Annotated in this window: 12 protein-coding genes; all 12 read left to right on the forward strand. The window is 47.7% G+C overall.

Features of this window, described 5'->3' with window-relative positions:
- Positions 1-46 precede the first annotated feature (46 nt).
- Positions 47-2227 carry a 4-alpha-glucanotransferase gene (malQ, locus tag ZX61_RS10780; protein WP_049844635.1) on the forward strand — a complete coding sequence of 727 codons (2181 nt, stop codon included), beginning with the start codon at positions 47-49 and terminating at the stop codon, positions 2225-2227.
- 186 nt (positions 2228-2413) lie between these two features.
- Complete coding sequence (glgB, locus tag ZX61_RS10785) at positions 2414-4591, forward strand: 1,4-alpha-glucan branching protein GlgB (RefSeq protein ID WP_049844636.1); 2178 nt, start codon at positions 2414-2416, stop codon at positions 4589-4591.
- A 397-nt stretch (positions 4592-4988) separates the two neighbouring features.
- Positions 4989-6272, forward strand: a complete 1284-nt coding sequence (gene urtA / locus ZX61_RS10790; RefSeq protein WP_049844637.1) for an urea ABC transporter substrate-binding protein — start codon at positions 4989-4991, stop codon at positions 6270-6272.
- A gap of 98 nt (positions 6273-6370) precedes the next feature.
- On the forward strand, positions 6371-7996 hold the full coding sequence (urtB, locus tag ZX61_RS10795; protein WP_049844638.1) for an urea ABC transporter permease subunit UrtB: 1626 nt from the start codon (positions 6371-6373) through the stop codon (positions 7994-7996).
- 9 nt (positions 7997-8005) lie between these two features.
- Positions 8006-9199, forward strand: a complete 1194-nt coding sequence (gene urtC / locus ZX61_RS10800; protein WP_049844639.1) for an urea ABC transporter permease subunit UrtC — start codon at positions 8006-8008, stop codon at positions 9197-9199.
- On the forward strand, positions 9196-10047 hold the full coding sequence (urtD, locus tag ZX61_RS10805) for an urea ABC transporter ATP-binding protein UrtD (RefSeq protein WP_049844640.1): 852 nt from the start codon (positions 9196-9198) through the stop codon (positions 10045-10047). Before urtC ends, urtD begins: the two co-directional genes overlap by 4 nt.
- Position 10048: 1 nt before the next feature.
- Positions 10049-10744 (forward strand): urea ABC transporter ATP-binding subunit UrtE, encoded by a 696-nt coding sequence (gene urtE, locus ZX61_RS10810; RefSeq protein WP_049844641.1) that lies wholly within the window; start codon positions 10049-10051, stop codon positions 10742-10744.
- Positions 10741-11649 (forward strand): urease accessory protein UreD, encoded by a 909-nt coding sequence (locus tag ZX61_RS10815; protein WP_049844642.1) that lies wholly within the window; start codon positions 10741-10743, stop codon positions 11647-11649. Before urtE ends, ZX61_RS10815 begins: the two co-directional genes overlap by 4 nt.
- Positions 11650-11706: 57 nt before the next feature.
- A complete protein-coding gene (gene ureA / locus ZX61_RS10820) occupies positions 11707-12009 on the forward strand; it encodes an urease subunit gamma (RefSeq protein WP_008079177.1) in 303 nt (100 codons plus the stop codon).
- A gap of 8 nt (positions 12010-12017) precedes the next feature.
- The gene (locus ZX61_RS10825) at positions 12018-12359 is read left to right on the forward strand and encodes an urease subunit beta (protein WP_049844643.1); all 342 of its coding nucleotides are present in this window, start codon (positions 12018-12020) and stop codon (positions 12357-12359) included.
- A gap of 22 nt (positions 12360-12381) precedes the next feature.
- A complete protein-coding gene (gene ureC, locus ZX61_RS10830; RefSeq protein ID WP_049844644.1) occupies positions 12382-14085 on the forward strand; it encodes an urease subunit alpha in 1704 nt (567 codons plus the stop codon).
- 49 nt (positions 14086-14134) lie between these two features.
- Entirely contained in the window at positions 14135-14581 is a 447-nt protein-coding gene (ureE, locus tag ZX61_RS10835) for an urease accessory protein UreE (protein WP_049844645.1), read from the forward strand.
- Positions 14582-14593 lie beyond the last annotated feature (12 nt).

Here is a 14593-nt window from a genome sequence, read left to right on the forward strand (position 1 = left end):
TAACCCTACAAATTTTGAAGGTATTAGCAGTCCTTCGGAGAGAGCGATGAAACAAGATAACGCATTAAAACAAGTCGCGGAAATGGCGAGAATTGCCGACAGCTACGTTAGCGCGTGGGGAGATGAAGCTAAAGTTGAAGACGAAACCATTCGTCACTTACTTGCGTCTTTAGGCTATGACACGACAAATGATGAGACTCTTCTGAAATCAGCAGAAAAAAAGCATAAGAAAGATGTGCTTGACCCAGTGCTGGTGGTTCGCGATGGTGAACCTGTTGAAGTAGCCCTTAATTTAGGCTCTAGTGCTCGCGAAAGTGAGTTTAGCTGGCGCTTAGACACTGAGCAGGGAGAGGTACTTGAAGGCTATCTTCAGTCGCAAATCGTTCGCGATGAGCGCAAAGAGGGTGGCCCTTTAGTGTTTGCATTACCGAGAGACATTGCTTGGGGTTACCACAAGCTGACAGTCACTCGTAAGCGTCGTAAAGCCCCGTATGAGATGACTCTAATCGTGACACCAAAAGCGTGTTTCAAACAAGACGGTATCTTAAACGGTAAGAAAATGTGGGGCCCGAGTGTTCAGCTCTATACCCTTCGTACCCAACACAACTGGGGCATTGGTGACTTTGGTGACCTAAAACAGCTTGTCGCAGACATCGCATCACGCGGTGGTGATTTTGTTGGTCTAAACCCAATTCACTCACTATTTCCTGCCAACCCAGAAGGTGCTAGCCCATACAGCCCATCATCGCGTCGTTGGTTAAACATCATGTACATTGATGTAAGTTCTGTCCCTGAGTTTGCATTGAGCATCGAAGCGCAGCAAAAAGTGGGCAGTGCGGAGTTCCAGCAACGCTTACAAAAAGCGCGTGAATCTCACTGGGTAAATTACACAGAAGTGTCTAGCTTAAAGATGAGTGTGCTTCCTCAGCTATTTGCTGAATTTAAAAAGCGTCATTTAGATAAAAATTCTGAGCGTGCGCAAGCTTTCCTAGCTTTTGTGGAAGAAGGCGGTGATAGCCTAGTGCATCAAGCGGCGTTCGATGCACTTCATGCCACACTCCATGCTGAAGATTCCAACGTTTGGGGCTGGCCTGTCTTCCCTGAAGAGTTACGTAAATTTGACAACAGTGCAGTACAAAGCTTTATCGAGCAGAACCAAGATCAAGTGCACCTTTACATGTATCTTCAGTGGATTGCAGATTCACAGGTCAAAGAAGCACAGGCACTGGCTGAAGAGAAAGGTATGTCAGTAGGACTTTACCGCGACCTGGCTGTTGGTGTAGCAGATTCTGGTTCTGAAACGTGGGCAGATGAAGGCAACCTGATCATGGATGCAAGCATCGGTGCGCCACCAGATGTTCTTGGCCCATTAGGTCAAAACTGGGGGTTACCTCCGCTAAACCCACAAGTGCTGCAAGCGACGGGCTACGATGCTTACATCAAACTACTACGTGCAAATATGAAGCATTGTGGTGCATTACGTATCGACCACGTATTAGGTCTACTACGCCTGTGGTGGATTCCAAAAGGTGAAAACGCAACTAAAGGTGCGTACATCTATTACCCAGTTGAAGATATGCTAGCTATCCTAGCACTAGAATCTCACCGCCATCAGTGCTCTGTGATTGGTGAAGATTTAGGTACGGTTCCTGACGAAATCGTAGAGATTCTTCGTGATGCGGGCGTGCACTCTTACAAGGTATTTTTCTTCGAAACGTCTGAAGATGACGGTGGCTTTATTTCTCCTGCACACTACGCAGAGCAATCTATGTCCGCCTTGTGTACCCACGATATGCCTACTTTACGTGGTTTCTGGCATTGTGATGACCTCAAAATGGGTGAAGAGCTGGGTCTATACCCAGACGCCGAGCAGCTAAAGGGTTTGTTTGCTGATCGTCTTGAATGTAAACAGGGTATCCTTGATTCTGTCGCATGGCATGGTTATTTGCCTGAAGGTGTTGGCCGCGACGCACAATATGTACCGATGGACTCCCACTTAGCAGAAGCGCTGCAACTGCATGTCGCAGCGGGTTCTTCGACGTTACTGAGTGTTCAGCTTGAAGATTGGTTAGAAATGGACAAACCAGTTAACATTCCGGGCACGGTAGATGAATATCCTAACTGGCGCCGTAAACTGTCGATGAATCTCGACGAAGTGTTTGCGCATGAAGGAGTTAATCGTATTGCTCACAAGCTCACCGAAGTTCGAGCGAAAGTAAGCAAATAGTCGCCAAGTTGCAGGCTGTACTTAGAAAATTTTAAGTTACATCACTCTATGTAAAGCTTGAATTCGGTAAACTGCCATAACGCTAATTAAGCCCGCTGCATAGCGGGCTTTTTGGGTCATATGGCCCGTAAATAATACAACCGAATTTATTCGGTTTTTGAAAGTTAGGTTAGGGAGAGAAGTAACTTGAAAACACCAACGTTAGGTAAGGCAACAAAGATATATAACCGACTTTCACACGCGACGTTTGCTGACCCATTTTCTTTTATCGGCCCATTTATTAATCCAGAGCATGGAGCACTGCGTGTATGGATGCCGGGTGCTGATAAAGTTGAGATAGTGATCAATGACGAGCGTGTAGAACTCGAACGTGAAGATGCTTCAGGCTTTATCCTTAAGCAGGCGCAAAACCTGCATTTAACGCACTATCTGCTAGCCGTAGATTGGAACGGAACTGAGCAGCTAGTCGATGACCCTTATCAGTACCACAACATCTACGCGGAATACGACGATCTGCATACGCCAAAAGAGATGTACAAGCACATGGGTGCCCAGTTTATGACGCTGGAACGCGGTGGTAAGCAAATCTCTGGTATCCGTTTCTTGGTTTATGCACCCCATGCGTCTGCATGTAGCTTGGTCGGTGAATTTAACCAATGGGATGGACGCCGCACGCCAATGCAACGCTTAGATTATGGTATCTGGGGGATCTTTATTCCTAACCTACCTGAAGGTACTAAGTATAAATTTGAGCTGAAAGGACCTAATGGTGAGGGTTTACCACATAAAGCTGACCCTTGGGGAGCGTTTGCCGAGCAGTACCCATCTTTCTCTTCTGTAACTTACGATCACAGTCGTTACCAGTGGCAAGATGCAAAATGGCAAAACCGGCCTGTCACCGAAAAACGCAAAGAAGCTCTCTCTTTTTATGAATTGCATGCTGGCTCTTGGCGTCGCGGCGCTAATGGTGACTTTCTCAACTACCGTGAACTGGCAGAGCAGCTAATTCCTTACCTAGTCGATATGGGCTATACGCATGTAGAATTAATGCCTGTATCAGAGCACCCATTCTATGGTTCTTGGGGATATCAGCCGGTTGGTTTATTCGCCCCAACCAGCCGTTTTGGTACGCCGGATGATTTTAAATACTTTGTAGACCAGTGTCACCAAGCCGGTCTAGGTGTGGTGCTCGATTGGGTGCCTGCGCATTTCCCATCCGATGACCACGGTTTGGCGAACTTTGATGGTACGCCTCTGTTCCATGATCCAGACCCTCGTCGTGGCTGGCATCAAGATTGGAACTCATACATCTACGATCTTGGCCGTGAACATGTACGTCGCTTCATGGTTTCGAATGCTCTGTATTGGTTTGAGCAATTTCATATTGATGGTATTCGAGTTGATGCAGTTGCCTCAATGCTGTACCTCGATTATTCGCGTAGCCACGATCAATGGATTCCAAATGTTGATGGCGGAAACGAAAACTATGATGCGATCGCAACGCTTAAATGGATGAATGAGGAAGTGTACAAATACTTCCCGAATGCGATGACAATTGCCGAAGAATCAACGGCATTTCCAGGTGTTTCTGCACCAACCTTTATGGGTGGTTTGGGCTTCGGCTTTAAATGGAACATGGGTTGGATGCATGATTCGCTTTCTTACATCCAAGAAGACCCTATTCATCGTCAATATCATCACGATACGATCACTTTTCCACTCGTATATGCTCATAGTGAAAACTACGTATTGTCGCTATCTCATGACGAGGTCGTTTACGGTAAGGGCTCGATCCACAATAAGATGCCAGGTGATGAGTGGCAGCAAACGGCAAATTTACGTGCTTATCTCGGTTACATGTATGCGCAACCAGGCAAAAAGCTCAACTTTATGGGGGCAGAGTTTGGACAGACAGGAGAATGGAACCATGATGATCAGTTGCAATGGTTCCTACTCGACTTTGAACGCCACCAAGGTGTTCAGGCTTTAACTCGTGATCTGAACAAGCTCTACAGTAGCGAAAAGGCAATGCACGATCTGGATTGTGAACCGCGAGGTTTTGAGTGGCGTTTACAAGATGCAGCACAAGCGTCAATCCTCGCTCATGAACGGCTGAGTGACAGTGGCGAGCGTATTTTGGTAGTGAGTAACTTTACACCAGTCCCACATGAAGAGTTTCTATTGGGTGTACCACATAAAGGGACCTATCAATTGCTATTGAATACTGATGACGCTAAATATCACGGCAGTGATTTCGAAGTGTTGAGTTCTGTGGCTACGCAAGAGATAGAAAGTGAGGGCTTAGAGCAATCTATTCAATTGCGATTACCGCCACTATCGACGGTTTTCTATAAGCTAAGCTGAGTGAGATAATCTAAGCAAATAGGCAAGCTAGGTATGCAGCCCCCAATAATTGGTAACTCATTATTGGGGGCTTTTTTATTTATCTATGTATAGAAGGGCGTCAATTTCTGCACATTGTTCCTACCAATCATCGGCTTGCTAGCCGTACTTGAATGTTGTCTGTACTGACATTGATTCAAGTCATCTCTCCAAAATGGTGAAACTGGATTTGTAGTTGCACTAGTATGCAGCGAGATTCAATCGCGTAGTTGCACCTAAATGGCAAGGCTTACAACTAAGCTATTTATAATCAATATGTTAATAAATAAACTACCCTTAGATTAATTTGGCATTGATTTTGGATTTGTCTCTTTAGACATAAAGGATTGAATAACAATTCACTATAAGGAGATATTCAATGAACATGAAGTTCAAACTCAAGCTTGCAGCAGTCGGTAGCGCATTAGCATGTATGTCTGGTGTGGTAAACGCAGCTGATACAATCAAAGTCGGAGTCTTGCATTCACTATCCGGTACGATGGCGATCAGTGAAACCACATTGAAAGACACCGTTCTGATGCTGGTGGACGAGCAGAACAAAAAAGGTGGCCTACTCGGTAAAAAGCTTGAGGCGGTAGTGGTCGATCCTGCGTCAAACTGGCCACTGTTTGCAGAAAAAGCTCGCGAGTTGATTGAAAAAGAGCAAGTCGATGTGGTGTTCGGTGGCTGGACATCCGTATCGCGCAAATCCATGTTGCCGGTATTCGAAGAACTCAACAGCCTACTTTTCTACCCTGTTCAGTATGAAGGTGAAGAGTCGTCGAAGAATGTGTTCTACACTGGTGCTGCGCCAAACCAACAAGCGATTCCCGCGGTTGACTACCTAATGAATGAACTTGATGTTGAGCGCTGGGTACTGGCCGGTACTGACTATGTGTATCCACGTACTACCAATAAAATCTTAGAGTCTTACCTCAAGAGTAAAGGGGTGAGCGAAAAAGACATCTTAATCAACTACACGCCTTTTGGTCATTCAGACTGGCAATCGATCGTTTCTGACATTAAGAAGTTTGGCGCTGAAGGCAAAAAGACCGCTGTGGTCTCGACCATTAATGGCGATGCCAACGTCCCTTTCTATAAAGAGCTTGGCGCTCAAGGTATCTCTTCAGAAGATATCCCAGTTGTGGCCTTCTCTGTTGGGGAAGAAGAGCTGTCTGGCATGGACACCTCTCCGCTTGTCGGCCACTTAGCGGCATGGAACTACTTCATGAGCGTCGATACGGAGAAGAACGATGAGTTCGTCGAAACGTGGCAGAAGTTTATCGCCAGCGAAAAACGTGTGACCAACGATCCTATGGAAGCGCACTACATCGGTTTTAACATGTGGGCGCAAGCGGTAACCAATGCAGGTACGACGGATCCTGAAGCCGTGCAAGATGCCTTGATTGGCGTGTCTGTACCAAACTTGTCTGGCGGTTACTCAACTATGCTGCCTAACCACCATATCACTAAGCCTGTGTTAATCGGTGAAATCCAAGATGATGGTCAGTTCGATATCGTTTGGGAAACGACGGGCCTCGTAGCAGGTGATGCTTGGTCAGAGTATCTTCCTGAGTCGGCGAAACTCTTCTCTAGTTGGTCGAAGCCGTTTTCTTGCGGTGCGTTTAACGTTGAAACCAACAAGTGTTCAGGGACAAATTAAGACTCAACCCCCCACTAAATAACCTGAAAAGTTTGGCGCTGCATGTGGTAACGCAGCGCATTTTCATTGCCATAAATTCTAACGCAAGGATGCATATCATGACGACCGTATTACGGATGCTCTGTGTGCTAGTTTCTGTGCTTATTGGATTAACGACGGCGTCGGCCGAGAACGTTAAGCCACTGACTCAAGACTCTTTTTTCCAGAGGTTGACTGGAAAGAACACACACGAAAAACAGCAAGCGGCTAGCTGGCTTGCCTCAAACTATTCTCATGACACAGCCAAGCCCATTTTAGAGGCGTGGCTGAATGGACAGCTCTATTACCTTAAAGATCACAAACACGCTCAGCATCAACAGCTATTTATTATCGAGAGTGCTCAAACAGGGGCAGAGGCGAGACAGGCTTGGAATAACGATCCTCTGATCATTGAAAACAAGCGCAAGTTTAAAAAAATAAAAGTGAACAATAAACTTCGTGCTTACCTTCGTATTGAAATTGCATCACTTGGTCTTAACAGCGAGGACCCTGAGGTTCGCAAGCAGTCAATCAAAGCGCTAACAGGTAATCCTGAAGCAATAGATAAGCTCAGCGCATTACAACAAACTGAAACCAACGCAGAGATCGTTGCTATGTTGGCGTTCGCTATTGCGATTGATGCGGCGCTTGATCCTAAGGCCTCCAATCGCATTGACGCTGTTGAGTCTATCTCTCAATCCAATCACCCCATTGTACTTAAGACTCTTAACACGATTTTGGCGCAAGAGACTGCTCCACAACTCATTGCGGCCGCAGAGCGTGGTTTACAAGATTACCAACAAAGCCAACGACTCTACACAGGTGTCGAGACGCTGTTTTTTGGACTAAGCCTTGGCTCTGTACTGGTGCTGGCGGGAATCGGTCTAGCGATTACCTTTGGGGTCATGGGTGTGATCAACATGGCGCATGGTGAGCTGATTATGTTAGGGGCTTATACCACCTATGTGATGCAGCAACTTCTCCCTGCTCACACTGGAATTGCGTTGATTCTGTCGATTCCAATGGCATTCGTGGTGTCAGGCTTGGTTGGTATCTTGATTGAACGCAGCGTGATTCGTCACCTGTATGGACGACCTCTCGAAACGCTACTGGCAACCTTTGGTATCAGTTTGATTCTCCAGCAGGCAGTTCGCTCTATCTTCTCTCCGTTAAATCGTTCGGTCAGTACGCCAGATTGGATGGCGGGTGCGCTCGAAATTAACCCCATGCTGTCGCTGACATACAACCGTCTCTACATCATCTTGTTCTGTGCCATGGTGTTTATGGCCTTAGTGATGATCTTGAAGAAAACACCACTAGGATTGCAGGTTCGCGCCGTTTCGCAAAACCGCCCGATGGCAAGAGCAATGGGGATTCGTTCTGAGCGTGTCGATGCAATGACGTTTGGTTTAGGTGCGGGGGTGGCAGGTGTGGCAGGTGTTGCTCTGTCTCAATTAACCAACGTTGGGCCAAATATGGGCCAAGCCTACATTATCGACTCCTTTATGGTGGTGGTATTTGGTGGCGTAGGTAACCTTTGGGGAACGCTGGTCGCCGGTTTAGGCTTGGGATTGTTTAACAAGATCTTGGAGCCATGGGCCGGAGCGGTGCTGGCTAAAATCCTGGTGCTGGTGTTTATCATCTTGTTCATTCAGAAGCGACCAAGAGGATTGTTCCCTCAGCGTGGTCGCGCGGCTGAGAGTTAAGGAGGCGTTATGACCAATCAAACACACACGAAACCCTCTCGCTCTTTTGTCCTTTCTGCACTGCAAGGCGATAAGGGCGGTCAGATGACAATATTGGCCATCTTGGCAGCAGTGATATTCATTCCGCTGGCGAATATGATGTTGCCTGCTTCGCACCCGCTTCACGTCGAAACCTTTACTATTTCATTACTGGGTAAATACCTTAGCTATGCGATGTTGGCGCTCGCCGTCGATCTGGTATGGGGCTATTTGGGTATTCTCAGTTTAGGCCATGGCGCATTTTTTGCGCTTGGTGGCTACGCGATGGGCATGTATTTAATGCGTCAGATCGGCGATCGCGGTGTTTATGGTAATCCCATCCTGCCTGACTTTATGGTGTTCCTAAACTGGCAAGAACTGCCTTGGTTTTGGCATGGCTTCGACCACTTCTGGTTTGCGGCTCTGATGGTGGTGTTGGTACCTGGCGTAATGGCCTATGTGTTTGGCTATTTGGCGTTTCGCTCTCGAGTATCAGGGGTCTATCTTTCTATCATTACTCAAGCTCTCACCTATGCGCTGATGTTGGCGTTTTTCCGCAATGAAATGGGCTTTGGCGGCAACAATGGCCTAACCGATTTTAAAGACATTCTGGGCTTTAGCTTGCAGCAAGACAGTACTCGAATCGCATTGTTTATTGCGACTGGCATTGCTCTTATTGGCAGCTATTTGGTCTGTCGCAGCGTCGTAGCGAGCCGTCTTGGTCGCGTATCGGTTGCGATTCGTGATTCCGAATCACGCACACGCTTTATGGGTTATGACGTCGATGGCATCAAACTGTGGGTGTTCGTTCTTTCTGCGGTGATCGCCGGGATAGCGGGCGCGCTGTATGTGCCGCAAGTTGGCATTATTAATCCAGGTGAATTTGCGCCGCTCAATTCGATAGAGGTGGTAGTTTGGGTTGCCCTTGGCGGTCGTGCAACCTTGTTTGGTGCGATTGTTGGCGCTTTGGTGATCAACTATGCCAAAAGCTGGTTCACGGTAGAGTTTCCAGAAGTGTGGTTGTTTGCCCTCGGAGGTTTGTTCGTACTTTCAACGCTCTACTTCCCGAAAGGTTTAATCGGCTTTGTCAGTGAAAAGTGGCATTTAGTCGTCAATCGAAAAAGCGGGCACAGCGCGTTTGAATCGAACAGCGGCGAAGAGAAAAGTAAGGAGGTCTTGGTATGACTGAGTTAAAGCGCACCGAGCAATTTAAGCAATCACTCGCTGAAGTTACGCGTCGAGATCAAGTGTTCTCGTTTCTTAAGCCGGACGTTCACCCATTGATTGATACCAGACACAACATCTTGCTCTATGTGGAAGGGGTGAACAAAACCTTTGATGGTTTTAAAGCGATTAATGATCTCAATCTGTACATCCGTGAAGGAGAGCTCAGATGCATTATTGGCCCAAATGGAGCTGGGAAAACCACCATGATGGACATCATCACGGGTAAGACGAAACCGGATACTGGCGAGGTTTGGCTAGGCTCGAACCTCAACTTGCTCAATATGAATGAAGCCGAGATCGCTAATGCGGGAATTGGCCGTAAGTTTCAAAAGCCGACGGTGATCGAATGCTTAACTGTGTGGGAAAACCTCGAACTGGCCATGTCCGGCGTGCGCTCTGTGTGGGGTTCGTATGTAGCAAAGATGACAGGAGAGCAACAAGACAAGCTCGAATCGGTACTGAGTTTAATTCACCTGCATGACCATCAAACGCAGCTGGCAGGCAACCTTTCTCACGGCCAAAAGCAGTGGTTAGAGATAGGAATGCTGTTGATGCAAAACCCTAAGCTGCTGCTTATTGATGAACCTGTGGCTGGCATGACCCACCAAGAGATGGATCGTACATCTGAGCTACTTAACTCACTAGTTGGTAAACACTCTGTGGTGGTCGTTGAGCATGATATGGACTTTGTCCGCTCTATTGCTAGCCATGTCACTGTGCTTCATCAGGGGCATGTGTTGGCAGAAGGCACTATGGATGAGGTTCAAGCGCACCAGCAAGTCAAACAGGTTTATTTGGGGGAGTAACATGCTATCTATTTCTGGATTGAACCAGTTTTACGGTGAGAGCCACACACTTTGGGACTTGGAGATGGAGATCCCCAAAGGAAAATGCACCGTGTTAATGGGGCGTAATGGTGTAGGTAAGACGACCTTATTGCAATGCATTATGGGGTTGGTCAAAACCGAGAGTGGCGACATCGCCCTTGAAGGAGACTCTATCATCAAAAAAGAAGCCGAAGCTCGGCCCAGAATGGGGATCGGCTATGTTCCACAAGGTCGTCAAATCTTTCCAATGTTAACTGTGGAAGAAAACTTGCAAGTAGGTTTACCCATCCGAGCAAGAGGAGACCGTCACATCCCCGAATTTATCTTCGAGCTATTCCCTGTGTTGAAGGAAATGTTGCATCGCAGAGGGGGCGATTTATCAGGTGGGCAGCAGCAGCAACTGGCTATAGGTCGGGCGCTGGTAATCAACCCTAGCTTGCTGATTTTGGATGAACCGACGGAAGGGATTCAGCCTAATATTGTGCAAGAAATCGGCGATATTATTCGCATGTTGAATGAGAAATTTGGACTTACGGTTTTACTGGTAGAACAAAAACTGCCGTTCGCACGCAAGGTCGGCGATCAGTTTTGCATCTTGGATAGAGGGCGCACTGTCGCCCAAGGGGACATGGAAGAGCTGGATGAAAGATTGATAAAGGAGTATCTCACCGTATGATTTGTGAACCTGCTGTTGCGTTTGATTTAGGTGATAATAATCAAACGCTTAAAAAGAACATCGAGTCTGATGTAGAGAAAGGCTGGAAGGCCATGTTATCGCTTTTGTTTAAAGACCGAGGGGATAAAACCGTCATCAAAGACCGTCAACAGAAAGGGCCTTTAGCGATTCAGCGCCCTTTGTATCCCGAAGGGAAAACGTGCCATACCTATTTGTTGCATCCACCCGGAGGTGTGGTCGGTGGCGACACTCTGCAAATAAGCACTCGCGTGGAACAAGGGGCACATGCTCTGGTCACCACACCGGGTGCGACTAAGTTTTATCGCTCGGAAAAACGCTACGCTCATCAGAAACAGATATTGCATGTTGAAGGTGGTGGTTTACTCGAGTGGTTACCACAGGAAAACATCTTCTTTCCTGATGCTCATGCTCGCCTTGATACCGAGATTCATCTTGATCGTGATGCCCTATTTGTGGGCTGGGAAATGCACTGTTTTGGGCGTCCTGCACTAAATGAGGGATTTTCCTCCGGACATTTAGTCGGAAAAACAGAGGTTTACCGAGACGGTAGAAAAATCTTGACCGAGGGGTTAAATATTTTTGGTGGCGATAAGTCCATGATTGAAAAGGGCTTGCTTAATTTCTCTCTCGCGGGAACGTTATATATTTCTGTCGAAAATGAGGATTTTTTTCAACTGGTACAGAGCTTGCTCTCTAACATACAGCAAGAAGTCGGCACAGAGGACTTGGTGATTGCTGCGACACAGATAGAAGAAATGGTTGTCGTGAGAGCACTGGGTCAATGGAGTGAGGTGATCTTGGAGAGCTTTCAACAGGTTTGGCAACAAGCGCGCCAATACTGGACAGGTGAAACTCCTCAGCCCCCAAGGATTTGGGCAACCTAAACTCCATGTTTCTCTTTGCACCTTCTCCATCATGTTAAGGGAATGGCAAGGAAACCAATGGAATTATCACCGAGAGAAAAAGACAAACTGTTGATCTTCTGCGCTGGGATGCTGGCGCAGCAACGAAAAGAGCGAGGGTTAAAGCTTAACTATCCAGAGTCTGTAGCGTTTATTAGCAGTGCCATTCTTGAAGGTGCTCGCGAAGGCAAAACAGTGTCTGAGCTTATGGACTTTGGACGAACACTTCTTACAGTTGATGACGTTATGGAGGGCGTGCCTTCCATGATTCCTGATGTACAAGTCGAAGCCACCTTTCCTGATGGGACCAAATTGGTCACCGTTCATGAGCCAATCGTCTAGGAGATCATATGTCAGCATCAACAAGTCAATATTCTGGTTTTATTCCCGGTCAAATTGAATCCGCCTCTGGCGAGATTGAACTCAATGTTGGCCGCGCAACCATCAAGGTCAAAGTGGAAAATATTGGCGATCGACCAGTACAAATCGGCTCGCATTATCACTTTTTTGAGGTCAACGATTCACTGCGTTTTGAGCGTGAAGCGTGTAAAGGGTTCCGTCTCAATATCCCTGCTGGGACTGCGACACGCTTTGAACCTGGCCAATCTCGCACGGTTGAGTTGGTTGAGTTTGCAGGTAAGCGAGAGATATACGGGTTCCAAGGTAAAGTCATGGGCAAACTCGCCCAATAACAAACAAAAACAAGGATAGGTAATGGCAAGCATTTCTCGTCAGGCATATGCCGAAATGTTTGGGCCAACAGTGGGCGATCGCGTGCGTCTCGCAGACACCGAACTGTGGCTTGAAGTAGAAAAGGATTTTACTGTTTACGGCGACGAAGTTAAATTCGGCGGCGGTAAAGTGATTCGTGATGGCATGGGGCAAAGTCAACGCCCAAGCGCCGAAACGCCAGATCTGGTTATCACCAACGCAGTGGTATTGGATTACTGGGGTATCGTTAAGGCAGACGTGGCGGTTAAAAATGGGCGTATTCAAGCCATAGGCAAAGCCGGCAACCCTGATGTGCAGCCAGAAGTGACGATTGTGATTGGACCGGGGACAGAGATCTTAGCAGGGGAAGGATCAATTTTAACCGCGGGCGGTGTCGACTCGCACATTCACTTTATTTGTCCGCAGCAAATCGAAGAAGCATTGGCTTCAGGTGTCACCACCATGATTGGTGGTGGTACTGGCCCCAACACAGGCACTAACGCGACAACTTGTACCCCCGGCCCGTGGAATATGCATCGTATGCTTGAAGCGTTAGATGAGTTTCCAATGAACTTTGGGCTACTCGGGAAAGGTAATGCTAGTCAGCCAGAAGCGCTAAGAGAGCAGGTAGCGGCGGGTGCTGTTGGCTTGAAGCTACACGAAGATTGGGGCACGACGCCAGCATCAATTGACACCTGTTTGTCGGTTGCTGACGAGATGGATGTTCAGGTCGCGATTCACACCGATACGCTGAATGAGTCAGGGTTTGTAGAATCGACTTTAGGTGCGATTGGCGATCGCGTGATTCATACCTATCACACCGAAGGAGCAGGCGGGGGGCACGCACCAGATATTATTCGCGCTGCGGGTGAGTCCAATGTTCTGCCATCATCGACCAATCCAACTCGCCCTTACACGGTCAATACGGTTGATGAGCACCTCGATATGTTGATGGTGTGCCACCATTTGTCGCCTTCTATTGCTGAAGATGTGGCATTTGCCGAGTCTCGAATTCGCCGCGAAACCATCGCCGCGGAAGACATTCTGCACGATCTCGGCGCCTTCTCGATGATTGCATCAGACTCACAGGCGATGGGGCGTGTGGGCGAAGTAATCACTCGCACTTGGCAAACGGCGCACAAGATGAAAGTACAGCGCGGCAGCTTGAAAGAAGACTCATCCTACAGCGATAACTTTCGACTCAAACGCTATATCGCTAAGTACACCATTAACCCAGCGATTACTCACGGTATGGCGCATGAAGTCGGTTCAATTGAAGTGGGTAAGCTTGCCGATCTTGTGTTGTGGAAGCCCGCTTTCTTTGGCGTTAAGCCGAGCGTGATTCTTAAAGGGGGCATGATTGCCATGGCGCCGATGGGCGATCCTAATGCTTCGATACCAACACCTCAGCCTGTCCATTATCGCAGCATGTTTGGTAGCTACGGCAAGGCATCGAAAAACACCTCCATGTTGTTTGTCTCCCAAGCGGCTGAGCAAGCAGGCATCGCGAGTGAGCTTGGTCTGGGCAGCCAAATCGGGGTTGTCAGCCATTGCCGCGATATCAGCAAAGCCGACATGAAGCTTAATGACTGGCAGCCGAACATCGAAGTGGACTCTCAGACCTATCAAGTTCGCGCTGATGGTGAGCTGTTAGTGTGTAAGCCTGCTGACGTGTTACCCATGGCGCAAAAGTACTTCTTGTTTTAACGCTGCAACGAAAATAACTAACCAGTAAACGAACTGATAAGGAGATGAGATGATCGAACTTACCGAAATCAGCAAAGAAATTTGTACTAACCCGAATGCGTTTCTTAGCTTGCCAATAGATAGCCGAATTAAGAGCCGACTTAAAGTTGAGCTAGATGATGGTCGCGAAGCGGGTTTGTTTCTGCCGCGCGGACACATTTTACGTGGCGGTGAGCAACTCAAAAGCCAATGCGGCATGATCGTCGAAATCAAAGCCGCGCCGGAAAAGGTCTCCTCGGTTTATTGCAGCGATCTGCATCTACTGACGCGCGTGGCCTATCACCTTGGCAACCGGCATGTACCGTTGCAAGTGGAATTTGGTTGGGTCCGTTACCAGCACGATCATGTGTTGGATGAAATGGTCCAAGGCTTGGGTGCAAAAGTCACCACAGAAGACGCGTCATTCGAACCAGAAAGTGGCGCTTATGGTGGCCGCACTGGTGGGCATCATCACTAATAACACACAAAT

It is taken from the genome of Vibrio sp. VPAP30 (assembly GCF_001188205.1).
Taxonomy (GTDB): Bacteria; Pseudomonadota; Gammaproteobacteria; order Enterobacterales; family Vibrionaceae; genus Vibrio; species Vibrio bivalvicida.